The organism is Kluyvera sichuanensis, from assembly GCF_040930405.1.
In the GTDB taxonomy this organism is placed as follows: domain Bacteria; phylum Pseudomonadota; class Gammaproteobacteria; order Enterobacterales; family Enterobacteriaceae; genus Kluyvera; species Kluyvera sichuanensis.
Genome location: NZ_CP162272.1, coordinates 1 through 22,070, shown reverse-complemented (window position 1 = coordinate 22,070; position 22,070 = coordinate 1). Strand labels below are relative to the sequence as shown.

At 52.4% G+C, this 22,070-nt stretch carries 31 protein-coding genes; 2 read left to right on the top strand and 29 right to left on the bottom strand.

The genetic code is table 11. The features are described from left to right. Positions 1-8: 8 nt before the first annotated feature. The 12 genes from AB2B48_RS24330 to AB2B48_RS24275 all read right to left on the bottom strand — a co-directional run bounded on the left by AB2B48_RS24330 (position 9) and on the right by AB2B48_RS24275 (position 9,448). A complete protein-coding gene (locus AB2B48_RS24330) occupies positions 9-749 on the bottom strand; it encodes a hypothetical protein (protein ID WP_368302033.1) in 741 nt (246 codons plus the stop codon). Next, positions 740-1,165: a hypothetical protein gene (locus tag AB2B48_RS24325; protein ID WP_368302032.1), complete on the bottom strand. Its 426-nt coding sequence runs from the start codon at positions 1,163-1,165 to the stop codon at positions 740-742. The genes AB2B48_RS24330 and AB2B48_RS24325 overlap by 10 nt, the downstream gene beginning before the upstream one ends. Then, a complete protein-coding gene (gene traW / locus AB2B48_RS24320) occupies positions 1,162-1,797 on the bottom strand; it encodes a type-F conjugative transfer system protein TraW (protein WP_368302031.1) in 636 nt (211 codons plus the stop codon). Before traW ends, AB2B48_RS24325 begins: the two co-directional genes overlap by 4 nt. Further along, entirely contained in the window at positions 1,794-2,228 is a 435-nt protein-coding gene (gene trbI / locus AB2B48_RS24315) for a type-F conjugative transfer system protein TrbI (protein ID WP_368302030.1), read from the bottom strand. The genes traW and trbI overlap by 4 nt, the downstream gene beginning before the upstream one ends. Continuing rightward, a complete protein-coding gene (gene traC, locus AB2B48_RS24310; protein ID WP_368302029.1) occupies positions 2,210-4,825 on the bottom strand; it encodes a type IV secretion system protein TraC in 2,616 nt (871 codons plus the stop codon). Before traC ends, trbI begins: the two co-directional genes overlap by 19 nt. Before the next feature lie 50 nt (positions 4,826-4,875). Continuing rightward, positions 4,876-5,442 (bottom strand): type IV conjugative transfer system lipoprotein TraV, encoded by a 567-nt coding sequence (traV, locus tag AB2B48_RS24305; RefSeq protein ID WP_368302028.1) that lies wholly within the window; start codon positions 5,440-5,442, stop codon positions 4,876-4,878. Positions 5,443-5,551: 109 nt separating this feature from the next. Then, complete coding sequence (locus tag AB2B48_RS24300; protein ID WP_368302027.1) at positions 5,552-6,031, bottom strand: hypothetical protein; 480 nt, start codon at positions 6,029-6,031, stop codon at positions 5,552-5,554. Between the two features lie 10 nt (positions 6,032-6,041). Then, positions 6,042-7,430, bottom strand: coding sequence for an F-type conjugal transfer pilus assembly protein TraB (gene traB, locus AB2B48_RS24295; protein WP_368302026.1), 1,389 nt, complete (start codon positions 7,428-7,430; stop codon positions 6,042-6,044). Then, entirely contained in the window at positions 7,427-8,170 is a 744-nt protein-coding gene (traK, locus tag AB2B48_RS24290; RefSeq protein WP_193970724.1) for a type-F conjugative transfer system secretin TraK, read from the bottom strand. Before traK ends, traB begins: the two co-directional genes overlap by 4 nt. 14 nt (positions 8,171-8,184) lie before the next feature. Beyond that, entirely contained in the window at positions 8,185-8,766 is a 582-nt protein-coding gene (locus AB2B48_RS24285; RefSeq protein WP_193970726.1) for a TraE/TraK family type IV conjugative transfer system protein, read from the bottom strand. A gap of 5 nt (positions 8,767-8,771) precedes the next feature. Then, complete coding sequence (gene traL / locus AB2B48_RS24280; protein ID WP_368302068.1) at positions 8,772-9,074, bottom strand: type IV conjugative transfer system protein TraL; 303 nt, start codon at positions 9,072-9,074, stop codon at positions 8,772-8,774. Next, a complete protein-coding gene (locus AB2B48_RS24275; protein ID WP_368302025.1) occupies positions 9,074-9,448 on the bottom strand; it encodes a type IV conjugative transfer system pilin TraA in 375 nt (124 codons plus the stop codon). The genes traL and AB2B48_RS24275 overlap by 1 nt, the downstream gene beginning before the upstream one ends. A 197-nt stretch (positions 9,449-9,645) precedes the next feature. Here AB2B48_RS24275 and AB2B48_RS24270 point away from each other — a divergent pair, with 197 nt between their 5' ends. Next, entirely contained in the window at positions 9,646-10,290 is a 645-nt protein-coding gene (locus AB2B48_RS24270) for an Arc family DNA-binding protein (protein ID WP_193970732.1), read from the top strand. 29 nt (positions 10,291-10,319) lie between these two features. Here the strand turns inward: AB2B48_RS24270 and AB2B48_RS24265 are convergent, their stop codons facing one another. Then, positions 10,320-10,712, bottom strand: a complete 393-nt coding sequence (locus tag AB2B48_RS24265; protein ID WP_368302024.1) for a relaxosome protein TraM — start codon at positions 10,710-10,712, stop codon at positions 10,320-10,322. Positions 10,713-11,291: 579 nt separating this feature from the next. Here AB2B48_RS24265 and AB2B48_RS24260 point away from each other — a divergent pair. After that, positions 11,292-11,825, top strand: coding sequence for a lytic transglycosylase domain-containing protein (locus AB2B48_RS24260; protein WP_368302023.1), 534 nt, complete (start codon positions 11,292-11,294; stop codon positions 11,823-11,825). 43 nt (positions 11,826-11,868) lie between these two features. Here AB2B48_RS24260 and AB2B48_RS24255 read toward each other — a convergent pair whose 3' ends face one another. From AB2B48_RS24255 to AB2B48_RS24180, 16 genes are all read right to left on the bottom strand, one after another. Continuing rightward, positions 11,869-12,690, bottom strand: a complete 822-nt coding sequence (locus AB2B48_RS24255) for a DUF932 domain-containing protein (protein WP_368302022.1) — start codon at positions 12,688-12,690, stop codon at positions 11,869-11,871. A gap of 25 nt (positions 12,691-12,715) precedes the next feature. Further along, positions 12,716-13,150, bottom strand: coding sequence for a hypothetical protein (locus AB2B48_RS24250; RefSeq protein WP_368302021.1), 435 nt, complete (start codon positions 13,148-13,150; stop codon positions 12,716-12,718). A gap of 594 nt (positions 13,151-13,744) precedes the next feature. Continuing rightward, the gene (locus AB2B48_RS24245; RefSeq protein ID WP_368302020.1) at positions 13,745-13,951 is read right to left on the bottom strand and encodes a hypothetical protein; all 207 of its coding nucleotides are present in this window, start codon (positions 13,949-13,951) and stop codon (positions 13,745-13,747) included. Further along, entirely contained in the window at positions 13,951-14,271 is a 321-nt protein-coding gene (locus tag AB2B48_RS24240) for a hypothetical protein (RefSeq protein ID WP_368302019.1), read from the bottom strand. Before AB2B48_RS24240 ends, AB2B48_RS24245 begins: the two co-directional genes overlap by 1 nt. Before the next feature lie 61 nt (positions 14,272-14,332). Then, positions 14,333-14,713 carry a hypothetical protein gene (locus tag AB2B48_RS24235; protein WP_368302018.1) on the bottom strand — a complete coding sequence of 127 codons (381 nt, stop codon included), beginning with the start codon at positions 14,711-14,713 and terminating at the stop codon, positions 14,333-14,335. Between the two features lie 750 nt (positions 14,714-15,463). Next, complete coding sequence (locus AB2B48_RS24230; protein ID WP_368302017.1) at positions 15,464-15,817, bottom strand: hypothetical protein; 354 nt, start codon at positions 15,815-15,817, stop codon at positions 15,464-15,466. A 71-nt stretch (positions 15,818-15,888) separates the two neighbouring features. Further along, positions 15,889-16,035: a succinate dehydrogenase flavoprotein subunit gene (locus tag AB2B48_RS24225; RefSeq protein WP_159126162.1), complete on the bottom strand. Its 147-nt coding sequence runs from the start codon at positions 16,033-16,035 to the stop codon at positions 15,889-15,891. Positions 16,036-16,122: 87 nt separating this feature from the next. Continuing rightward, entirely contained in the window at positions 16,123-16,584 is a 462-nt protein-coding gene (locus AB2B48_RS24220; protein ID WP_368302016.1) for a hypothetical protein, read from the bottom strand. 43 nt (positions 16,585-16,627) lie between these two features. Then, complete coding sequence (locus AB2B48_RS24215) at positions 16,628-16,939, bottom strand: hypothetical protein (RefSeq protein ID WP_368302067.1); 312 nt, start codon at positions 16,937-16,939, stop codon at positions 16,628-16,630. A gap of 828 nt (positions 16,940-17,767) precedes the next feature. Next, positions 17,768-17,890, bottom strand: a complete 123-nt coding sequence (locus AB2B48_RS24210) for a type I toxin-antitoxin system Hok family toxin (protein ID WP_368302066.1) — start codon at positions 17,888-17,890, stop codon at positions 17,768-17,770. Further along, a complete protein-coding gene (locus tag AB2B48_RS24205; protein ID WP_368302015.1) occupies positions 17,835-17,987 on the bottom strand; it encodes a DUF5431 family protein in 153 nt (50 codons plus the stop codon). Before AB2B48_RS24205 ends, AB2B48_RS24210 begins: the two co-directional genes overlap by 56 nt. A 195-nt stretch (positions 17,988-18,182) precedes the next feature. After that, a complete protein-coding gene (locus tag AB2B48_RS24200; protein WP_185669951.1) occupies positions 18,183-18,404 on the bottom strand; it encodes a hypothetical protein in 222 nt (73 codons plus the stop codon). Continuing rightward, positions 18,401-19,147 carry a plasmid SOS inhibition protein A gene (locus tag AB2B48_RS24195; protein WP_368302014.1) on the bottom strand — a complete coding sequence of 249 codons (747 nt, stop codon included), beginning with the start codon at positions 19,145-19,147 and terminating at the stop codon, positions 18,401-18,403. Before AB2B48_RS24195 ends, AB2B48_RS24200 begins: the two co-directional genes overlap by 4 nt. Continuing rightward, on the bottom strand, positions 19,144-19,578 hold the full coding sequence (gene psiB, locus AB2B48_RS24190; RefSeq protein ID WP_368302013.1) for a conjugation system SOS inhibitor PsiB: 435 nt from the start codon (positions 19,576-19,578) through the stop codon (positions 19,144-19,146). Before psiB ends, AB2B48_RS24195 begins: the two co-directional genes overlap by 4 nt. A 37-nt stretch (positions 19,579-19,615) precedes the next feature. Beyond that, positions 19,616-21,628 carry a ParB/RepB/Spo0J family partition protein gene (locus AB2B48_RS24185; RefSeq protein WP_368302012.1) on the bottom strand — a complete coding sequence of 671 codons (2,013 nt, stop codon included), beginning with the start codon at positions 21,626-21,628 and terminating at the stop codon, positions 19,616-19,618. 79 nt (positions 21,629-21,707) lie between these two features. Beyond that, positions 21,708-22,070, bottom strand: a 363-nt coding sequence (locus tag AB2B48_RS24180) for a hypothetical protein (protein WP_368302011.1), incomplete at its 5' end; no start/stop codon positions are given.

Here is a 22,070-nt window from a genome sequence, read left to right as displayed (position 1 = left end):
GCGATTGATCAGGATTCGTAGGGGGCTGTGACAACCTGAAAAGCGTAACCCGCTTCATAACCGTAATCTGAACCATTCACTTCTCCTTCAGCTATCCGCTTGCTGGCCGCCTGGATGCATGCAGCCAGCACCCCGGTTCGGGTAAGCCCCATCCCCTGGGACTTCATAATGAAGTACCGGCCGGGTGATGAATGCGGGAGCGGGAACGTCGCTGCATCGAGTTGAATCGGCTGCAGGGATGAGAAAGAGGCCACGAAGCACTCGTTCGGATCAGTACAGGGTTTCAGCGATAATGCGTACTGCAGTTCCCCCCTGGATGCCTGCATTATCTGGCCATCAAGACTGGCCTGGGGAAAAGGATGCGTTTTTACGGCGCCGGCAAGCTGCTCCAGGCAGCGAACAACATCGCGGGTGAGCATTGAACTCGCCGCCCAGACGGTCAGCGATACCTGCTGAAGCAGAAGCTCATTTACCGTTTCTGCGACCGCTGGCAGCGTCTCCGGCACAGGGGGCTTGTCCGCCCCGCCTGGCTTTATGCTTTTCCACCAGTGCATTAACCAGAGCACACCAATCAGGCTCAGACCGGTAACCACCGTTAATACGCACCCCATCACGAGCCCGGAGAGAAGTGGATGAGTGAAAAATTCCTGGGTCGACGGATGAATGATAAATTCCGGGGTCGCTGGAGAGGGAGCCGGGTAGACCCGTTGCGGGGCATCGATATAAGCGTCTGTCGGTTCTAATGGCATATTCTGGATGCGCCCCCGTCCTGCTTATCTTTCCCCTGTATTCCACGTTCATTGTCGAGGTAAGTTTGTCTGATGTCCTGGAAGGCCGCGTCTATGCCGGTCGTCTTCCGGGGAGGAACGCTGATGCCCGACTCGATCTCGAGCATTTTTGAAACGATGAACGTCACCAGGAATTCCATAAACCGCTCATCACGTTCTGTCGGCTCTTTAAGGTCAATACCGCAGGTCTCTCCCCAGTGCATCCACATCTTCGTGATCAAAACACCGTCCCATGCTTCAATTTCCGGGTAGAGCATTTTCAGGCGCGTTGCCGTCCCCCGCCCCTGAAGCGTCGAAGGGGTCTTCTTGTTGACGGGTTTTGCGGGTCTGCAATTGTTCAGCTCAGGGAACAGATCGCCTAACGTTGTCATCGTCATTTTTTCTCTCCTGAAGGGGGGATTTCTTCGATTTTCAGCATACGTCCATCACGGGTGATCCGCACCGGGGTATGTTCAAACCCAAACTTCGTGGTCAGCACGCCGGACTGGTCAAAATAAATCTGCTCGTCCAGCGTTTCGCTCGTTTCGCGGATATTACCGTTTACCAGGATAATCTTGAAGTCGCTCTGGCCCGCGATTTGATGCTTCACCCATTTCACCTGGTCAGCGTTATCGCCGTCGATGAAGTAGAGCGTCTGGTTATAGGCGACCTTATCCAGAGGATTCACGCTGTCACCCTTACGGGCAATCACGTTGCCTTTCATATCCATGATAGTTTCGCCTACAGTAAAAGTAGGGTCATACACGGAGGCGCGGTAGCGAACGGCGGGGGTCAGCCCCTGAACTGGCGGTGGCCTGACTGCATTTTTCTTAACGCGTTCAACGGCCTCATCCTGCAGCTTTTTCAGCTCACCGCTTTGCTCCATCCCTTTCAGACGCGCCTGGATGAACACCAGCAGGTCAGGCTCAGCGGGTTGCCAGAGGTTGCCCCAGGTACCGAGGTCTTTTGCGGTCGCGTTCATGCTGCCCACAGCGACCACCAGTAACATCAGCGGCAGCGGGTTCTTCATCGTTCCCCCTCCGCCATCCGCTTAGCAATACCGCTTCTGATAACCGGCGTGATGTCCTGCTGGCGGCTCACGACGGCCGGTGCGACCAGGATGATGGCGTTATGCGCGTTTTGCCATTCTTCCAGGCTGTCGGTCATGGCATAGTTAAAACGCTTCAGAAGCCGCTTTGACTGGTCTTCCGGGACGTTCTGCTCAACGGTCTGCTGTATAAACAGATCCATCGTGCCTTTCATATCAAAGGTCACCACCTCCGGTGCCGTGGACTTCATCCAGAGCACCGCTAACCCCGTCATCACCAGCTGCGAGAGCAACACCCAGACGGCGAATTTTGCTCCACGCGACGATAGCCCTGGCCACCTGACCTTGCTCTCTTTGACCGGCCCCGCGTCTGCCGGCTTTTCAGGTTGTTCATTCATGCTGCTTTCACCCATTCTTCAAGCTCCTTCAGCTCTGCACCAAATTCCTGCTCCGCCAGCAAATAAGCGGCTTCCTCAGACGTGGCCCCCTGCTTCTGAGCCTGCTGCATAAATTCGAAATCCACCCCTTTAGAACTGAACATGGCGCGCGTCACCGGATCGACAAACAGGCGATGGAACGAACTCACCTCCCCGACGCTGATAAGCAATGAACTGAACCCTGTATCAATGGCTTTCTGGAAGTATTTGATGACCTCCTTCTCGGTGTCATTAAACTGTTCCGGGTTATCGGCAAGGTAAGATTTGAAGGCTTTTGCATCCTGCAGCAGCGTGATTTTGGTCCCGCTGTTGTTCCACGCTGCTTCGGCCTCTTTACTGGCGGTGAAGTCTTTAATGCCCTGGGTGATGGTGATAAACGCGCCACGGTGGCGGCGAACGGTGCGGTACCCTGTTTCAATGAATTTCGCCGCATGCGGGTTAGAACCACCCAGCAGGCGCCATGCTTCATCAATAATGCAGACCTTCTTGAGGCTTCGCGGGCTGTGATACATTTTTTGCTGGATGGAAAGGATAAGCGAGAAGAGTACGGCACTGAGTAACTTCGGCTTATTCTCAAGGCTTAATAACTCGAGCACCGCAAAACGGGTATCGCTGGTCAGCGTGGGTTCGCTGGCATTGAAGTATTCACCGTGAGCGCCCCAGGTGCAGTAGGCTTCCAGCAGCATTGCCAGCTCAGCCAGACGGGCAATAATGGTCGGCTTATCGGCATACTCTTCATTCACCGCGTCACTTTTCAGGTAGTTATGAACGTCATCGATAAGCGCGTTCCCTTGCTTCAGTTCCCACGCCTGCACGACAGCGCGTTGAAGGATCGCTTCACATACACTGTCCAGTTTCTCTTCCGGGCTGGCCAGTACGCTGAGCAGCAGCACAATCCCTTCAGCAGAGTCCTTGATATCGCGTATGCCGTAGAACGGGTTAAACCGTAGCTGTGAGCCATCCAGATAAACGCCGCCAGCCTGGTGGCAGTAGTTTTTATAGCTATCGCCCATGTCGATAACCCATCCATATCCGCCGGCGTTTAACACATCGCGTAAAATACCCTGAGTCAGGAATGACTTACCGGCCCCGGACGTCCCGGTTACCGCGATGTTGGAGTTTGGCGCACCGTTCTCTTCTCCGAACATGTCGAAGAAGGCCACCTGATTCCGGTAGGTCGGGAGTGGCATACCGGTATAAGAGAGGTGCCGCTCAGCAACGACAGGCATCAGATTCACCGCGTTCCAGCTGGTTGAGCGCAACGTTGCACCTGTGGCTTTCAGGTCTTCCCACATACCTTCCTGCATGACAAACGGGAAACTGGCCAGCCAGTTACGCATCTGCTGATACTGTATGGTGGTCAGTTCAAGGTCGTTCTTGCGAAAGACGTTAACCGCAGCCAGCTCACACGACAGCGCATCTTTATTGTTGTCCGGGGTAAACAACGTCAGGTTAAAGTAGTACCGGCACAACGCCGCTTCACCGGAACCTAACCCCTGCCGTAACTTTCGCCATTCCGCTGCCGCACGTTTTGTGCTCGGAAACAACTGAGCATAAGCGGATGCCGCTTTTTTACTGAGGTCACTGTCTTTCCGGAATGCTTCCCCCTGGGTTTTCTGCTGATCTTCCACTTCGATGGTCCAGGTCAGCATAAACGGACACGGAATACCCAGATCCGGGGAGCGCAGATTCTGCAGATTGTCGGCGTTCTGCCATAGCGCAAACCGCGACGGGTTTTTGCTGAGCTGCATATTCACCACACGACAGGCAGAAGGAGGAATGAGTTTGCTTTCCGCGTGCATCCCATCGATACATTCCGGTAATTCGAGCCGGATATGATTTGGCCGGACTTTGACATCGATACCCGGATCAGGGATCTGACGGTGTAATTCCTCCAGCGGGTTATAGCTATCGCTTGCCGGCATCACCTGCTCCTGACGGTAGTTTGTCAGTTCACGCATAATCGACAGAAAGTCATTCACCGAGCTGTTTTTGGTTTCAATGCGCGCCGCATCGAGCGATACCTTAATGGTGCTACGCAGCTGGCTGATTTCTTCCTGAACCTGCTGCGTGATTTTTTTCACCGGACGGCCGTACACGATGAACACCCGGTAATTACGCAGGTAAAGCGGGTACTCGCGCTTGTTGGCGAGCCCTTTCAGTGCAGAACGCTCCCAGAACGCACGCGTGATATTGTTCAGGTAAGGGGCCATGTCTCCGCTCCACATATCGCGGCTGACCCCCTGAGCAATTTTTGCCCCGACGCACTTACTGGCCACCATAATGACCGTCAGGGGAACCTGGCGCGGAATTTTCTTGCGCAACATATCATCCAGCGCGGCGATCACCTGCTGGTTAGCGCCGGGCAGCGGTGCTGCTTCAAGAATAAACCCCATCGTACCGGTATTGATGAACATCTCATTGGCTTCATCCCAGTAACGGTATGGCAGGGTGGATGACAATGCGGGGTAATCGTAAGTCTGTTGCAGGTTCTGGCGCGCGACATGAGAGCCATCCTTCTCATTCACTTTCCCCAGCAACCTCATCAGGGTGTCGAATATCGTTTCACTCATAGCAGAATCCTTGGTAATTGACGGACAGGTACAACGGTGCCGGGTAGCATTTACTCATCACCTTCCGAAATGACCCGGAAACTCTGGTCCCAGTGGGCTTTGTTTTTCACGAACTCGACCACCGCAGGCTGATGGAAGTTATCGTCGGTATCTACCCACGGAGCAATCCAGAGCCGCTGAGTGACGTCCGGCACGCGTTGCGCCGCAATACGTCCGGCATCAACCACGGGCGCGGAAGCAGTAATACGGGCCGGAGCAGAGGGTGTGCTCCCTGTCAGACGCGGCGCGGGTGCCGCTGGCGGCGAATAAAGCGGTCGCGGCGCGATGGTATTGGCAGGAGCGGGAGAGGTAACACCGGTTGCTGCTACCGATACCGGGCGGGCAGGGTTCACCACGGGTCTGGTATTGGACAGTGCCGGCAGGGTTTCACCCGCAGACTTTTTTACGGGTTCTTTCCCGAGGTCATCCAGGCTTTTCCCCTGAGCGGCCAGCTTATTGGCTTCAGTCATGGTCAGGCACTGGTCAGTGGCGGTCTTATTGCAGTCGAAATCTGAGTTCATACCGGCGCAGCCGGTCAGCGCGCTGCAGAGAACTGCAGCACTAAGGATGTTTTTCATGGGATAACTCCGGGGTGTGTTTTACTGCATTAAGGAGGTGACGTGGATAACCAGAGCCGGGATTTCAATCGGTATAATTGCAATCCAAAAGCGGTTTAAGGGGGAGCGTCTAATTCCCATCATTACGCCCCCTCCCCGTTACTGGGGTATCGTATAGAAAAGGATATTTCTCCCCGGCTTTACTTCCGGCCACTTCAGCAACACCTGTACTAGCGGCCATCTCTTTTATTAACCAGGTTTCAATATCTTCAAGGCGCATACCGTCATGCGTCAGGATATCCTTTTTAAGCTTGACAAATGCAACTACATCAATTGGTTTATAATGTTCAAGTAACCGACCACACGCCAAATCCCACGCTGGGTTTGGCCGTATCAGCCATAGAATGGGATGTATAAAGCAGGCGGCGGAGAACACATAACTGATGATTGCCGGGAAATCAGTACTCTGATATCCGACACATGCGAAACCAAATCCCAATAGTGAAAGAAGTGTCATAATCTCACCATTTCCACGCGGCAATTTTTTTCCATTTCGCCAGTTTCTTACACAATCTCCAATCGCCAGTAACTTCAGATAATTTTCCAGCATCTAAAGCTCCTTAATTGATGGTATCGCCCAGACGAAGCTGACTGGCCTGGCGAAGCACCTCATCAGGATTCAGGTTGCCCACGGCGGTGGTTGAAGTTGCAGGGGAGGAAGGCGTTCGTGCGACGGCGTTCTGCACTTTAGCGCCCGCTTCCTGCGCCGCTTCTTTGGCCTTCTCTTCTTCGCTGTCTTCCAGCGTTTCGAGACGGAAACCCTCCTGGAATACGACCGTGACACGGTTGCCTGCGCCGATATCGATAACCGGGTGGTACTGTTCGGCAAGCTTAATCCAGTACTGGCTGAGGTTATCCGCCGCTTTTTCCGCGCCGCCACCAAATCCCTGCTTCAGAACGTCCATTCCACTGACCGCGGCGGTCGCGCCCAGGCCAACCGCTGGGGTGGCCGCTGACTTAACCCCGGAACCAATCCCGGAGAGGAAACCGGCCGCCCCGGCATAACCGATAATTTTGCCGTTACGCATCACCGGTTTGCCACGGATTCCCCCTTTCCCCTGATAGCTGATATGGCCTTTAAACGGCATATCGATGTTTTTGCCGTTTTTCAGTTTGCAGCTGATAGCACTCGTCCGGGCAATCCCACGTTCACTGGAGATATCCCCCCAGATTTCCCCGCTGACAAAGCAACCATCCATGTCGTATTCCTTGCTGTTGGGCAGCTGAACCTTGCCCAGCAGCCGGAACGTGATTGGCGTGGTGTTCTGCTGGCCGGTCACACTGGCGTTCGCATCGGCCCCCTCAATCATCACGGCATCAGAAAAAGAGCCCGATGAAATCCACGGGAGCTTAGTCTTTTTCGTCCCCATACTGGCGTAAGTGAATGACTTGCTTTCGAGTCCGCCCAGTGCCGTTCGTCCGCTACCGCCGGGATAAAATCCCGCGCCCTGCGCTGGACTGTATGGTGCACCTGCACCCTGAGCAGCTGGCGTCACGGCATACTGTGGTGGCCGGCTCTGACCTGTGGATACGGGGCCGGGCAATGGCGTATCGGTGGTCGATGATGGGGCAGTTACTGTGGCAGGTTGTTGTGGGACAGTCGTTATCTGGTCCTTCAGTCTGGCTATCTCTTCGTCCTTCTTGCGCAGGCTGTCATCAAACGACTGCTTGTTCTGGGTGACCTGCTGCTGGAGTATCAGCATCTGGCTTTCCAGCGCAGAGGTTTTCGCCTGCTGTTGCGCCAGCGCAGAGTCATTCAGCTGAGTCTCAAAAGCGGGCGTCACCACGCCGGTCATGTTCGGTACGGGGGTTGCAGGTGCGGCAGAATCTGATTTGGAGTGATTGCCAATATAAATAATGGCCCCCGTAGCCACACCTGTAACCAGTAGCGCCCCAATCAGAATGGCCAGTTGCTTACGCTGTGTCACTTTATTGATGTTCAGGCTCATGAGTGGTTCACCCCATCAGAGAAAATGACCCAGGCATAACCTTCACCCCCGGCATAAAGCTGGCGGGTGGAAAGCATCACGGCTCTGACGCCGGACTTCCAGAAGTCACGCTCGCGCAGGTTAAGGGTGATATAGCCTGGATTTTTCAGGCGATAGCGCACGACACGCAGATGCGAACCCACAAATTGCCGTTCGGCAGTGAGCTGAGCTGCACTGTCCGGGCTGTACGCCGGCATGCGGCTGACCGGGTACTCGGTAAAGTCATCAGGCACTTCCCCCTGCAGCACCGTGCGGGAGAGCGCAACGAGCGTTTTTTCGTAGCTCTGCCCTTCTTCCCAGGCTTTTGCATCATCGTTCTGGCGTGTCGGCGGGGACAACGGTGTAAAACGAAGGGTCCGGCCCGTTGCGGGTTTGGGCTGGATATTCAGGCTAAGTGCAGCGCCTTTAGCCGTTTCAAGGAAGACCGTAAAATTCTGGCCAGTCAGTGGTGAAAAAATCAGAGCGCCATCTTCCGTAGCCGTGGTGTTGCTATCGTATGCGCCTGCTGGGCCGCTAATGCGTGTTATCAGTTCCCCATCGATAATGATTTTGTTGGGGTTGGTGTTGCTGAGAACAACGGTAAATGAAGCGTCATTCTCAAACGGGATACCGGCCGGGCCGGAGGCGGCCCGAAGGCCGCCAGTAAATAACCCGAATGCAACTAACACTGCAGCGGCTGCCGGTGAAATGCGGATTTTCATGGGCAGTTCCTGTATCAGTGGTTTGGTGTCGTGGGTTTCAGCTCGAGGAAATCGTAAAGGCGGATGATTCCGTTCTCGTAAGCCATGTTGATGCGGAATGATTTATCCTGCTGAGGTAATGGGGTGATGATGCCGCCATTCGTGGTGGAGGGAGAAAGGCGAACTTTCATCTCCATCGCGCCGTCGCCGGTCTGAACAAGGTCAATCATGTCGTAGCGGGTACTTATCCCTCCTTTCTTGATACGATCAGCTTCCACATCCAGCGCCTTCTTCATCACATCACGTGATTCAGAGGGGACAAACCTGAGCAGAATTTTATGGTTACTGTCGATGTTTTCAGGACTGACGTTCAGACGGAGGGACGCGAAGGACATCGCAAACATGCTCAATGCGGAAGAATCGCCACTCTTCACATGCGTATTAAATGGCTGGTTATAAGCCATTGGGGTAATAATCTGGTCACGGGTTTTATAAAAATACCAGGCCAGCGAACCGGTGATGGCATTCCCCAGAATGCTCACGGCGAATAAAGAAGACAGACCGATAAAAGCGAGGGCTATCTTTTTATCACGGCTCTCTTTAATTTGAAGTTTCACAGGCGTTACGCCCTCCAGTGCCGGAAACCAGAATCAGGTATCTGGCGGAAGGTAACCTTAAAAATAAAAGAAGGAAGATGCCAGTAACAGAAATTCAGCATCCAGTATGACCCCTGCCCTTTTTTAAGGTACCTGACCAGTAACCACAGCGTCGCTGAAACAATCCCGAGGGTAATTGACATATTGTATAGAATCCCGATGAGATTCAGTGGAGCAACAACAATCAGTTCGTCAAGCGGGAGACCAAAATAGCGATTCTGTTCATTGAGTGTTTCCGGGAAAAGATATTTATCATTTTCCCCGTTCATCATGCGTTAGCTAGACCAAAACCAATCTTGGTAAAGATAACCGCCATCACGATACCTACAAAGACAAGTGGCGAACGGGTTTTAATAAAAAGAAAAATACCAAAGATGACTTCTGCAATATAAAACCACTTAACCAGTGATGAACCCTCACCAAAAGTTCCCGTGACGGTAGAGTTCTGGGTTGCCAGTAAATCAGAACCCGTCGCGTGAGCCAGACGGGTAAAGGCCAGCGCAATAATAATGGCACAAGCCATTTTCCAGACCGACCCAAAGTTAAATTCACGATTCAGATTAAATTTATCTTTCACGTTGCCGATAAAAGACGCTACCGCCCGTCCCTTTCTGGCGTTAAGGGCATTACCGATGTGACTCATGAGATATCTCCGGTTTGTAAACAAAAGTGAGTGAACGTAAGTGGTTGTTTACGCAGGCGTAATCTTCTCATAACCCTAAAAAAAAAAAACTGTGACACCCTTCACATTTTTTAAACGTTATAAGAATTATCTGAACACCATCAGAGAATACCCTTATCCATGCAGGAATTTTTTCTGTGCATCAGGGAACCATAGTCATGAAAGTAAAAGAGAAATTGTATGAAGGACGAGGTCGTCCTCGTAAGTTTCAGCCTGGGGAAATCGTGGAATGGAGGCTCAGGGCACCTGATAGTCTGCTGATGGAGTTAAGAGTGTTAGCCAGAATTGGCAAACGAAGTATTAACGATGAGATCATTGCCCGACTGCTTTTATCCTTAAATTATCAGCCCGATAAACCTGTGATAAGAACAGCAAGAGCAGAGAAACTCATTTCACTGGCCACACGATTTGAAATGTGGATTTCAACGTTAAAACCTCATGCCGACGATCAATCGGCAGTTCAGGATGCTGACCTGAACGCTGATGAATATTTATGGGTCTGGATAAATGGTGAGCGAGAGGTCATAAAGGGAAAGGCATCGGGTTATAGTATGCGTATTCCGGAGAATCTCTCCGATGAAATCAGGGTAATGGCCCGACTGCATAAGCGCAGCCTGAATGAGGAAATGCTGACCCGGATAATGGTATCGATGGGGTATCATTCAGCCGGTATTCTTGAACAGAATGACGATGCTCAGGCGCTGAAAGTATTATGTCTTGAATTTGAACGATATATAAAAGAAAGGATAGAAGACGCAGAAAAAAGAGCGTTGCCGTGGGAGGATTCACCTCCAGGTATGTAGTGATAACCGGCCGGTAAGGCCGGTTTTTTTTACGCTTCGTCGTTAACAAAATGCTGATTTTCGGCATTATTCTCAGCGTTGTTTATCGAATCAATATTCTGCGAAACCAGCTCTTCGAGATGATGCATCGCCTCCGCCCCCTGTGAACGCAGATACATTTCTGAGAGCAGCGTGGTCATAATGATAATTCCTTCCCGGCTGCCAGCTGCTTTACGGATTAAATCACGACGGAACCCTTCGAGATCGAAGGTGGGAGCTTCGTTCTTGTTTTTGTACACCATCAGCCCGTAACTGACTAATTCATTAACGACAGATGAATAGTTCGCTTCCTGGGCGTTAGCCCCCTTCTGTCGTTCAATTTCAACAATACCTTCAATCTCTCGATCTATCTTATCTTTGAAGTATATGTTTTTACGTGACATGGTATTTTTCCCGAAGTTTAAGACAGTGCTGCCTACGGCACTGTTCTCATCAATATGGCCCTGAAAGAGATGACTGATGTCTGTATGCAATCTGTTCGCTTCTCGTCTGATCCAGGCTTATACAGGTGTGTTATAGCGGCACTGTCTATGTGTGTCAATACGGCACTGTTTATACATTACCTGCTGTTTTATAACAGTACACACTAATAACACACACAACAGTGCCGTATCAGGCACCAACAGGTGTGTTAATCAGGCACTGTCGTGTGTGTGGGTTGCCACACCTTTTGGGGCCATACTTGCAAAAATCGTAATTTCTCAAAGTTATCACCATGATTTTAAAGATTAAATCTGCAAGGCGAAGCCTTGCGTGGGGTGTGATGTTTTATTGGTAAGAGTAGAGCGGCCTGAAAATAAGAAAATTGCGTTGGCTTCTTCTATTCCAGGATGTGAGTAAAAGCCTGGCAGGAAGCGCCTCACGCGCGTTTGTAGTGAATTACCTTGATTAAAATGATCGGCGCGGGTATTTTTAAAAAAGTCGGTCTGTAGTGCATCCTGTAGATTATGTGAGTGCATATTATGAAAATAAATTTGCTTGCACCGTTGCTGTTCGCAATAGTGTTCCCTGCCTCAGGTGCACCCCAAATGTGCTTCGACCAGGCCGGAAAGGATTACAATATTGACCCGTTACTTTTAATGTCGATCTCAATTCAGGAAAGCCGCCTGATTGCTAATGCAACCAACAGCGCTAATCGGAACGGCACAGAAGATGTCTGCGGAATGCAGATCAACAGCTCACATTATAAAAAGCTCGCCGGATTTAATATTACACGGCAACGATTGATGAATGACCCTTGCATATGCGTTTACACGGGTGCCTGGGTGCTGGCGCATAACTTCAGGTCATACGGTAAAAACTGGGATAGCGTAGGGATGTATAACACGGGGCCATCGAAGAAGCTGATTGTTCAACGTCGGGCATATGCTGAAAAAATCAAAAGTATATACCGTATACTTCAGGCCAGAAAAATTCTTCTGGGTAAACAGCCGACTGAAAAGACCGCTGGGGTTCTCACAACAGACCACGATGGCGTGTCAGAAATCACTCAGTGATCAAGGTATAAAAAAGCCGCTCAGATGAGCGGCTTTTTTATTTTTATGATTTGAGCTTTGCAAACTCTTCAGCAAGTTTCCATAAAGCCTGATTTAATTTGATGTCACCATCAATTCCGGTCACCTCCCGCGTTCTGGTCATCTTTCCCTTTGCTGACTTTCCGCGAATACCACCACGAATCACATTCTCCTGCACGCGGTTAAACGTCGTCCATAAATCGGAATGATTATCTTCCCAGCGTCGAGGATGAATAACCTGCTGAGCGGTAATGGGGGAATGCTCGCCATTGTATTTATACTCGAGTACAGCTTCACCAAGGATAAGTTGCTCGCGTTCTGACAACATAACGCCTCGCATCATATCGATACTGCTTTCAACATTATCGAAAGTTTTCAGAACTTCATAAGCACCTTCGATTACCTGCCCAACAATATCACCTTTATGCGGTACGCTTATTTCACCGAAGTTCTTCCAAGCTACCAGTCCATTCGTGCAAATCTGCCGAAACATCCCCGGAATCATCTTGTAGCTGCTTGAACCATCATGGCTATTCAGCAGAATAATTTCTGGTACTTCTTTTCCGTTCAGCTGGTCATGGCGACGCAGACGAATTAAGTGCTTAGTAAAATCTCGCTTATCAATATCGCGTGTCCGAGATTGTGTTGCAAAGTAAGGTTGAAAACCTTCACCGCGTAAACGGTCGAGAATGTTAATTGTCGGAATGTATGTATAACGTTCTGAACGGGAGTCGTGTTTATCTTCTGAGAAGGCACTCGGGACAATGCGCGCCAGTTCATCATTAGTCAGTGGGCGATTCTGACGGATTGAGTTTGGAGCACGATAACGGGATGCAAAGCTGACCATATTGGTTTCCTCTTCAGTTAAAATATCAGTTAATTGATGGATTAATTACGCGAAAGAAATGATCCATAGGAGCACCGGCGGCCACCGGATATCCATCGACAACCCATACAGAAACATAATCTGCACAGTTATCATTCAGCAGTGTTAATTCCTGACTATTTTCCGGCGGAGTAAATTCCATCGGTTGAGTGACACCTTCAGTCACTCGTAAAACCCAGCAGAACAGATCCGTAAATTGATCCACAGTCAGTTCGTCCCCCATCTTCCTGGAAGATTCTTGAGCGGCGGTTCTGACGTTGACGTTTTGTGTGTGCATCCTGTTTTTCTCCTGTGGTGATGGTTGTCCATCTCCCTGGTGAGTTCTCTCGCGGCAAAGGGCAAAGGAGCAACGGCGGTAAGCGGGACGCAAGGGGCGATGACGGAAAGTTTTTGCTCGCAAAAAGTTTATGGCAGCGTTCATTTACCCCTTGTGGAACGCGTCGCCGGTGCTACGAACAGCCCTCCGCGTGAGGACACACGGGGGATGGCGTCACCGGGGGAACAGGATGCACACACCCGACACGTCGGAACGGCGTGGCGCACTCAGAGCGACGGCGCCGCCGGCGCGGTTAAAGCGGCGCGGCCGCACGGCCGCAGCAAGCGCGCCTTTGACCTCAGCCATCAGACCCTAGCCGCATGGCCCGAAACCCGCAGGGGTTCGGCGGAGACTGGCGGCCGCGCAGCGGGTGCCTGGCGGAGTGGGGCTCGACGACCGGACCGCAACGCGGGCCGGGAGCCGAAGGGGGCCAGCTTCAGGCTTTTGCTTCTGGTTCTGGTTCTGGTTCTGGTTTTGGTTCTGGCCATCGATGTGCAGCAGCTGCAGCACAAAAAGCAGCACCGAGGAAAAATGAAGAGAATGCCGATCACCGGCAGAAGATGAGAACAGAAGAGTATCTGGCGGAGGGGGAAAAGCAGGAGCGCCGGAGGCGCATCCGCCCTGCCCACGTTCCCCGAAGGGGAACAGCGGCTTTTAGGGCAAAATTTAGCCCCTTTCCATGAAGGGGCTCTGAATACCTCAGACAACATGCACCGTTTCGATGTCTAACAGCAATCCCATGAATTCCGCCTTGTTTTGCCGCAGCCAGGATTTGGCTTCTGGTGATATAGCTTTTTCTATATCTCTGTCATATTGATTCAGTGCAGCGGCCTCCAGCGTGCTTAAAACTATCCCCCGCCATGCCATTCCGGCTGAGTAGCACGCACCTGCTGGCAGCGTCCCCATCAGGGACGCCCTGCATCGATTCGAATGAATTGGTGCCCAGTTTCCTGACTAATTTTTTGAGAAGCCGCTTCAGTCGCCGCCTCTTCCGCCAACTGCTTATCCGCAGCCTTCTTAGCTACCCGCTGCTTAGCCTCGTCTTCACTTATCAGCACCATATCCGGGAACTCAGCTTGAAGCGTAGTGAGGTTCTTGAAGTTACAGAACGCAACAGGTTCGCTTGCGCCATTGAGTGTGATGGCGAAGCTGTAAATCTTGCATGCGTCTTCTCTGAAGAAGACATCAAATCCAGCCTGCTGAGTACCGGCATTCAGTGTGTTCATCGTATGTACTCCCATTATTGATTTTTGGTTTGGCGCTCCTCATGGAGCGCCGCATGTGTTTTTAAAAGTCGCGATATTCTTCAGGCAAATAACCACTTTCCAGCAGTTTGCGCGCTGTCTCGCGTACCCAGTTCAACAACTCAGAATCGAATAACTCTTCACGTTCAGGCAGCATTGGAAAAGCCTTCCAGCTTTTCAGACGCCAATACAACTCAGCGCCTTCATAGCTGCATCTGTCGATATGCATGCGCTCTGAAATCATGTCGTCAATTTGAGCATCAAGAATTAACGCCAGTTTGTACGCTGCATCAACGGCGACTACAGGGCTTTCAGCCCAGTGCCCAGCTGATTCACTCGCCGCTGTATTGATGTTGATGTTTTGATCGCAAACTAACGCCAATGAATGCGCTAACTCACTGTTAGTGACCAGTTTTGCTCCCATCTTCCTGGAAGATTCTTGAGCGGCAAAGGGCAAAGGAGCAACGGCGGTAAGCGGGACGCAAGGGGCGATGACGGAAAGTTTTTGCTCGCAAAAAGTTTATGGCAGCGTTCATTTACCCCTTGTGAAACGCGTCGCCGGTGCTACGAACAGCCCTCCGCGTGAGGACACACGGGGGATGGCGTCACCGGGGGAACAGGATGCACACACCCGACACGTCGGAACGGCGTGGCGCACTCAGAGCGACGGCGCCGCTGGCGCGGTTAAAGCGGCGCGGCCGCACGGCCGCAGCAAGCGCGCCTTTGACCTCAGCCATCAGACCCTAGCCGCATGGCCCGAAACCCGCAGGGGTTCGGCGGAGACTGGCGGCCGCGCAGCGGGTGCCTGGCGGAGTGGGGCTCGACGACCGGACCGCAACGCGGGCCGGGAGCCGAAGGGGGCCAGCTTCAGGCTTTTGCTTCTGGTTCTGGTTCTGGTTCTGGTTCTGGTTCTGGCCATCAATGTGCAGCAGCTGCAGTGCGAGCACCACCGGCAAGAAAAAATAAGGAGAATGCCGATCACCGGCAGAAGATGAGAACAGAAGAGTACCAGGCGGAGGGGGAAAAGCGGGAGCGCCGAAGGCGCATCCGCCCTCCCCGTTCCCCGAAGGGGAATGCGTTTTTCGCCGTGGATTTTACCCACTGTTTCGCTGAAAAGCTCCAGGGTATTCCTGTGGATAAATGCATAAAGGGCGTGATCAGCGCCCTCTAAACATCATTGGTCAAAATATCGCCAATTATCTATTATCGCGATATCCTCTTCAAATTCGTGGTGCATTTCTGCCATTTGCAGTATCTCGGAGAAGTGGTTTTCTTCATCCGTAATAATCCCGGTATGGCGGCAAAGATGGAGCACATTGGCAAGAAAATCAGTCAATACGGTTTCCAGCGTCTCCCCCTCCTGATCCAGGCCGGTGCGCTTCGCAAACAACCAAAGAGCCTCGGATGCCAGCGCTACATTATCTAAACTGGATTCTATTTTTACTGGCGCAGATTCGACCGAGATGCGTTCCGCAAGGTGCATCAGTTCACTGGAAGGTGTTTCTTCCCGGCACTTGTCATTAATCATCAAATTTCTCCGACTCTGTAACGGCTAAATCTTGCCCTATTGCCGCCCCTCCGGGGCGGCGCTTTAAGTGGTTAAGCCAGACCAAGCCCGGAATACACGGTTGTCATAAATTGCTGCCAGTGCTCAAAACGCAGCGCCGGAATATGCGCACGTTTTCCAGCACGGAGTGCATTTACAAACTCGTTCGCCTGTGCGACGATTTGCGGGTCAAATTTCATGATTAACTCCTTCGTTAGTTGTGATTGCCGGGTTATCGTTTGGTCGCGCAAACCCGGCGTTGAGAAAGCAGGGGAAACCCTGCTTTTTTAATGCCCGAAATTTACTGAATCAACGGCAAAAAACTGTTCGTGTATCTGGCTGGCTAACTGGCTATGCGTCAGCGAATCGAGATCGTTACATTCAAAAAAGCGCCCATCGCGGCGGAAAAATATATTGCAGACATCACCACCAACCATGTCCTGCGACTTGAAGGATTCCCCCTCATTGCTACGACACCAGTCGATGATTCGTTGGACTGCCATTTGGTCGATATACCGCGCCTCGGAAATCTCCTGCCACGGTGAACGAAATTGTTCGTTCTCCCTTTCAATCGCGGTATCAGTAGCGATAAGCTCCATATCAGGGAACATTTCACGTAATTGAGCTAACGTCTGGCCATCGTGACGAGTGCACCATTCCCCCCCACGTTCGACGGCGAAATCCCACACACGGGAATGTGACGGCTGGAAAAAAGCCATTGCCTTCATTGATTCAGCGATAATTGACATAGTGTTCTCCCGGTTTGAACGGCTGCGGATGCTGCCTGGCTAACTAGATGTTGATCCCTTTGCTTTCGAGCTGGCGCACAAACTGTTTGAAGTGATTAGCCTCAACGACATTTTTGTGCTGAAACTGCTTATCCACGCCGCAACTCAGTGCGTAGAAGTATTGATTTTTCATTTTCTCCGGGCTGCTACGGCGCATGGTTTTCAGCGCGTCCAGAGTTTCGAATTCAAGAACATCCCATTCGTCCGCAGAATTTTTTTCGTTCTCAGCGACGAGAATGATGTACGTGGGTTTCCCCCCCATCTTCCTGGAAGATTCTTGAGCGGCGGTTTTGACGTTGACGTTTCGTGTGTTCATCCTGTTTTTCTCCTGTGGTGATGGTTGTCCATCTCCCTGGTGAGTTCTCTCGCGGCAAAGGGCAAAGGAGCAACGGCGGTAAGCGGGACGCAAGGGGCGATGACGGAAAGTTTTTGCTCGCAAAAAGTTTATGGCAGCGTTCATTTACCCCTTGTGGAACGCGTCGCCGGTGCTACGAACAGCCCTCCGCGTGAGGACACACGGGGGATGGCGTCACCGGGGGAACAGGATGCACACACCCGACACGTCGGAACGGCGTGGCGCACTCAGAGCGACGGCGCCGCCGGCGCGGTTAAAGCGGCGCGGCCGCACGGCCGCAGCAAGCGCGCCTTTGACATCAGCCATCAGACCCTAGCCGCATGGCCCGAAACCCGCAGGGGTTCGGCGGAGACTGGCGGCCGCGCAGCGGGTGCCTGGCGGAGTGGGGCTCGACGACCGGACCGCAACGCGGGCCGGGAGCCGAAGGGGGCCAGCTTCAGGCTTTTGCTTCTGGTTCTGGTTCTGGTTCTGGTTCTGGTTTTGGTTCTGGCCATCGATGTGCAGCAGCTGCAGCACGAACAACAGCAGCGAGAAAAGATGAGGAGAATGACGATCACCGACAGAGGAAGAGAACAGAGGAATACCAGGCGGAGGGGGAAAAGCGGGAGCGCCGGAGGCGCATCCGCCCTGCCCCGTACCCTAAAGGGGTACGGTTCTTTTGGGTTGTTCATGCCCCATAAAGAAAAGGGGGCTGCCAGTACGTAACTGACAGCCCCTTTGTAAAGGCGCTCTCGGCATGACTAACCGCATCAGTCCTGAAAAGGCGGGGTTTCCCCCGCCTCCAGGTTGCTACTTACCGTTGGATTCGTAAGCCAGAACTGCAGCGACCTCCCTGTCCCCATCCTTTAGCCTAACTTCACATAAGCGCGTTCGGGTTAAGAATGTGAATATTAACAGCGTTAAACACACGATTAATACGCACCAGACCAGGGCGTTTCGCGGCAGTTTCATGGTTTACTCCTCCTTGCAAATTGCACGGTAAGAGGCCATACTGGTGTTGATCAGACATACAGTGGGCCTCGTGGGTTAATGAAAATTAACTACGGGGCTTTCTGCTTTCTGCCACACAACTCGGTAACAAACCACCTTAACGTCATGAGGCAAAAAGCCTCAAGCGCCACCGCCATTATATCCCGTTGTCTATCATCTGCCCAGGAATAACAGTCTGAAAGCTGTATAAATATACATCCATTTATGTCTATTTTTAAACCGAAACTATGCCTAATGCCTCACGAATATCAGCAGCCCTTTGTTCGCTTCCTGCACTAATGCCGGCGTTATAGACCAGGTTAATCAGAGATTGTAATGCTTCCCAGTCATCTGGCTCGAGATGAGCATCAAGCCGACAAATGATCTTACCGCTTTCAGCATGTCGGAAAACGGTGCCAGCTTCTTTTCTCTCGAATTTTTTATTTATTATGCTCAAGATCCCCCCTCGATTTCTGTCCTGCGCTGGTATTTCAGCTTGTTCGGTACCTGCCAGCGTTCAGCGATACGAATGTGCTCAGAGGTATCCCGCACAATAAATGGAATTTCATACATCACCGCATATAGCGGCTCATTGCTCATTCGCAGCCACTCCAGCTCCTTCAACGAAGCGAACCGCGTCTGCCAGCACCAGAACACATTCTCCAGCTCTGCCGCGTCAAACTCGTCGCTCCATCGGGTGTACCAGGTGCAGATGGTTTCAGGAGACTGAAAATTGAGGTCAATCTCTGCTTTCGCAAGCAGGTTCTGGCGCAACTTCCAGCGCTGGTCATACTCGCGTGATTCACGGCGCATCTGTCGCGTGGTCTGAATGTTTGATTTGTGCAACCTTCTGTCAGTACGGGTGTGCATAATTTCAGGAAAAAGCTCGGCCTGTACATCCAGCGTGAGTGGCAAAGGACAGGCTTCCCCACCGGTTGCGAGCATGACTTCCAGCGCTTCTTCAACCTGTTTCAGGTTTGAGTGGCGATTCTTTGGCACCCAGTTCAGACCAGGTATCTGTCGGGCCACTGTGGCATTCAGGCGGCTACAGCCTGTCAGCACACGCAGGAATGTCCGCACATAGGGCATGGCAGGCAGACGTGCGCCACGTTCGCAGGCAGACTCCACCATGCTGATGGCCTGCATAGCGGCCTGACGGGCTGGTTTCAGTGAAACAAGAGCATGAGAAGAAGGGATCATACTGCTACCTCCGCGCTCATGAGGCTTGCGACGGTACGGGCAGTACAGTTAAATCGACGCAGACCTGCCATCCGGGCAATCAACTGACTGACCTGTTCCGGGTCGAGGGTTTCGCACTGATGCAGAGTTCGCACGACTTCCCCGCCGGATGAGAGCAGCACCAGAAGCCAGTATGGCGAGACTTCTCCGGGACTGCACACACACAAATGCCAGTCATCGCTGTCGTCCGCGCTGAAGCGACACTGTACCGGGAAAAATCCTCCGAACTCGCTGCGGTACTCCGCGCTGACGCGCCAGCCCGGCGGAACCGTCAGCATCCCGGTCACAGCATCACTGAGGGCACGCCGCGCCTCTTCGCCCTGCTGGCGAATACATTCCATGTCGGTAGCCGTCAGGCTATTAATACGGGTCAGGTCATAACGTTTAATCATGTTTGTTCCCGCCGCCCAGAGGCGGCGGCCTCCGTAGTTAAGCAGCGTGGTCAGTGGTATCAGGGACAATGTCTGTACTTTTTCCGGCCTGAGCGACAAGTGCAGGGCGCACCATCCAGTCAGGAAGCCAGTTCTGTACGTTCAGATCCTGTTCGGCGGCTTTCGCCGCATCGCGGCGCTTAAGTTTTACAATCTCACCCGCTTTTTCGGAGAGTCCGGCTTCTTCATATGCCTTACCAATCTGGGCAATGTTGAGTTTACCGAAGTAGCTCTCCGCTTCCGGCTGCCACCACTTACGCAGGTCAAAATCGAGGGCCGCTTCCAGCCCGTCCAGTTCGCTTTTTTCCGTATGGTTATACAGGCGCTCCTGAATACCGTTGATACCGTGAGCCGCACAGAATCCCAGCAGGGTATTTACCTGATCTGTTGACCATGACAGCAGCCAGGTAAAATCGAGATGCCAGTTTTCAGGCAGCGTTGCCTGAAGCGCCTTTTTCTGCTCTTTAAGCGCTGTCAGCGCCTTCCCTTCTTCACCAGAAGGTGCAAGCGTTGCAAGATGGTACTGATTCGAGGATACAGAGGCTTTCAGCGGTTCATTACGCTTGCCATAGCCGCCATCAAACAGACGGATGCACAGCGTCCACGTCAGCAATGCCACCGACACATCAGGACGACCTGCCAGTTCGGCCTGAACAGCCAGTGTGCGTTCTGCTGACATGGCCTTGACCAGCGTTGCCGGATAAGCATCGGCGGGAATATCAGGCGTGGTGTACGTCACCACATTTTTTTCCCGTTCCTGACGGGCCAGTTCCTCTTCCGCCCGGTCTTCGTCAGTCAGCTTGCGAATGCCTGGCTGTACCTGAAAACTGCCGCCATCCCATGATACCCAGACACCATGTGCAGCCCGGAACTCTGGCGTGGCTTCGCGATAGGTCGCTTCACAAACGATGTCGTCAATGTCCTGCTGCAGCGCATATTCGTCGTCATAAGATGCGCATCCTTCGATAGCCTCTTCCAGTTCGTTGATTCGCTGCTGTTCATCATCCGCGAGTACAGGCGCGGGCATTTCAAAGCGGTACAGCGCCTTATCTTCGCCACTGCCGCTCAGTTCCGTCATACGGAATTCAGCCCAGCCCCAGCCCTGCTCCTGCTTAATACGGGCAGCGAGCACGGTGAGCTTGCCAGCCAGCAGGGATTTGACCAGCGTAGCATCAGCAAAGGTGCTGTCCTTGTCGCTGAACAAATCAGCGATCAGCGTACCGCCAGCAGCGGTATAGGCTTCCTCGCCCACATACTCAAACATCGGGTGGCTTACTGCCATTTTGTCGTCGGTCACCATTTTGCGCAGGGTCTGTACAGCTGGATCAGACCATTTCGCCACGGCTTCTTGCCAGACCTGTTCCTGACGTTCATGCGTATCGGCAAGGGTCAGCACTTCGCACTGCTCCAGTGAGATGTTATCCCGCGCCAGCGCGTCCAGCAGGGACGGCGCAAGGTTCGCCAGTTTCAGGCAGCGCAGAACATGGCGAGGGTGGTAGCCCATCAGAGCACCAATCTGAGAGGCTGTTTTCCCCTCCTGCACAAGCGTACGGAAGCCGATAATCTGCTCGGCAGGGTGCATATTTTTGCGTCTGCCGTTCTCGATCATCGAGGCCGCTACCGCCATTTCCACGGGGAGGACTTTCACCGGAAGAAACGGTGTATCGGCATCGAGCACACCGCGCATCACCAGAATCCCTGTTCCTCTGCGGCGACCTTCCCCGCCGACAATACCAATCGTACCGTCTGGCAATTCGGCACCAATCAGGTTCTGCAGAATCCCCATTGCCTGAATACTGTCCGCCATCTCCTCCACTTCCGTATCGGTATGCGGGATAATACGAGTGTTCAGGTCGGTACGTGCAAGGCGGGAGTACGGGAAAATCTGTACAGGCGTGTCCGCGAGCAACTGGACAAGTTTCTGCTCGGTGGTCTGTGCGCTTTCAGGCGCACTTTTTTTAGTGCGTGTTGATTTGGCGTTTTTCTTTGCCGTAGTATTGGTGTCGACCATTTATAGTTACCTCTTCAGTTACTGTTGTGGTTTGCTGTGACCGGACGGCCATCCGGTCACAGCGCTAATTAATTTCTCATCAGTTAATTCGGTTCGGGTGTTTCGCCAGCGCGGCAAATGACGGAAAAGCATCAAGTACGGCGATCATGGTTTTTGCGGAATCGAGCATTGCGCTATCAGACGAAGTAGCGCGCCCACGGCAAACCTGAATCGTTGCCAGAATCCCCGCTTTCACATCTGAGAAGCGCTCGTAACTCCGGTTGCTGAACAGGACACGTTCTCCATTAGCCATAACCTGCCAGTTACTGCAGTCGTTAAAACGGGTATCAACGCTATCAAACTCAATAACATGCGTATCACTGGCCCGGATTCGAAGCCGTTTCAGCATGATGCTGCTTTCTCCAACTTTCCTGGATGCGGTTTTAACCGTGGTGTCTTTCAT

Bases quoted from the DNA above. Each gene is read 5' to 3' on its own strand.
- AB2B48_RS24330 (WP_368302033.1), bottom strand. From the start codon at position 749: ATGCCATTAGAACCGACAGACGCTTATATCGATGCCCCGCAACGGGTC.
- AB2B48_RS24325 (WP_368302032.1), bottom strand. From the start codon at position 1,165: ATGACGATGACAACGTTAGGCGATCTGTTCCCTGAGCTGAACAATTGC.
- traW (WP_368302031.1), bottom strand. From the start codon at position 1,797: ATGAAGAACCCGCTGCCGCTGATGTTACTGGTGGTCGCTGTGGGCAGC.
- trbI (WP_368302030.1), bottom strand. From the start codon at position 2,228: ATGGGTGAAAGCAGCATGAATGAACAACCTGAAAAGCCGGCAGACGCG.
- traC (WP_368302029.1), bottom strand. From the start codon at position 4,825: ATGAGTGAAACGATATTCGACACCCTGATGAGGTTGCTGGGGAAAGTG.
- traV (WP_368302028.1), bottom strand. From the start codon at position 5,442: ATGAAAAACATCCTTAGTGCTGCAGTTCTCTGCAGCGCGCTGACCGGC.
- AB2B48_RS24300 (WP_368302027.1), bottom strand. From the start codon at position 6,031: ATGCTGGAAAATTATCTGAAGTTACTGGCGATTGGAGATTGTGTAAGA.
- traB (WP_368302026.1), bottom strand. From the start codon at position 7,430: ATGAGCCTGAACATCAATAAAGTGACACAGCGTAAGCAACTGGCCATT.
- traK (WP_193970724.1), bottom strand. From the start codon at position 8,170: ATGAAAATCCGCATTTCACCGGCAGCCGCTGCAGTGTTAGTTGCATTC.
- traL (WP_368302068.1), bottom strand. From the start codon at position 9,074: ATGAACGGGGAAAATGATAAATATCTTTTCCCGGAAACACTCAATGAA.
- AB2B48_RS24275 (WP_368302025.1), bottom strand. From the start codon at position 9,448: ATGAGTCACATCGGTAATGCCCTTAACGCCAGAAAGGGACGGGCGGTA.
- AB2B48_RS24270 (WP_193970732.1), top strand. From the start codon at position 9,646: ATGAAAGTAAAAGAGAAATTGTATGAAGGACGAGGTCGTCCTCGTAAG.
- AB2B48_RS24265 (WP_368302024.1), bottom strand. From the start codon at position 10,712: ATGTCACGTAAAAACATATACTTCAAAGATAAGATAGATCGAGAGATT.
- AB2B48_RS24260 (WP_368302023.1), top strand. From the start codon at position 11,292: ATGAAAATAAATTTGCTTGCACCGTTGCTGTTCGCAATAGTGTTCCCT.
- AB2B48_RS24255 (WP_368302022.1), bottom strand. From the start codon at position 12,690: ATGGTCAGCTTTGCATCCCGTTATCGTGCTCCAAACTCAATCCGTCAG.
- AB2B48_RS24250 (WP_368302021.1), bottom strand. From the start codon at position 13,150: ATGAACGCTGCCATAAACTTTTTGCGAGCAAAAACTTTCCGTCATCGC.
- AB2B48_RS24245 (WP_368302020.1), bottom strand. From the start codon at position 13,951: ATGGGGACGCTGCCAGCAGGTGCGTGCTACTCAGCCGGAATGGCATGG.
- AB2B48_RS24240 (WP_368302019.1), bottom strand. From the start codon at position 14,271: ATGAACACACTGAATGCCGGTACTCAGCAGGCTGGATTTGATGTCTTC.
- AB2B48_RS24235 (WP_368302018.1), bottom strand. From the start codon at position 14,713: ATGGGAGCAAAACTGGTCACTAACAGTGAGTTAGCGCATTCATTGGCG.
- AB2B48_RS24230 (WP_368302017.1), bottom strand. From the start codon at position 15,817: ATGATTAATGACAAGTGCCGGGAAGAAACACCTTCCAGTGAACTGATG.
- AB2B48_RS24225 (WP_159126162.1), bottom strand. From the start codon at position 16,035: ATGAAATTTGACCCGCAAATCGTCGCACAGGCGAACGAGTTTGTAAAT.
- AB2B48_RS24220 (WP_368302016.1), bottom strand. From the start codon at position 16,584: ATGTCAATTATCGCTGAATCAATGAAGGCAATGGCTTTTTTCCAGCCG.
- AB2B48_RS24215 (WP_368302067.1), bottom strand. From the start codon at position 16,939: ATGAACACACGAAACGTCAACGTCAAAACCGCCGCTCAAGAATCTTCC.
- AB2B48_RS24205 (WP_368302015.1), bottom strand. From the start codon at position 17,987: ATGTCTGATCAACACCAGTATGGCCTCTTACCGTGCAATTTGCAAGGA.
- AB2B48_RS24195 (WP_368302014.1), bottom strand. From the start codon at position 19,147: ATGATCCCTTCTTCTCATGCTCTTGTTTCACTGAAACCAGCCCGTCAG.
- psiB (WP_368302013.1), bottom strand. From the start codon at position 19,578: ATGATTAAACGTTATGACCTGACCCGTATTAATAGCCTGACGGCTACC.
- AB2B48_RS24185 (WP_368302012.1), bottom strand. From the start codon at position 21,628: ATGGTCGACACCAATACTACGGCAAAGAAAAACGCCAAATCAACACGC.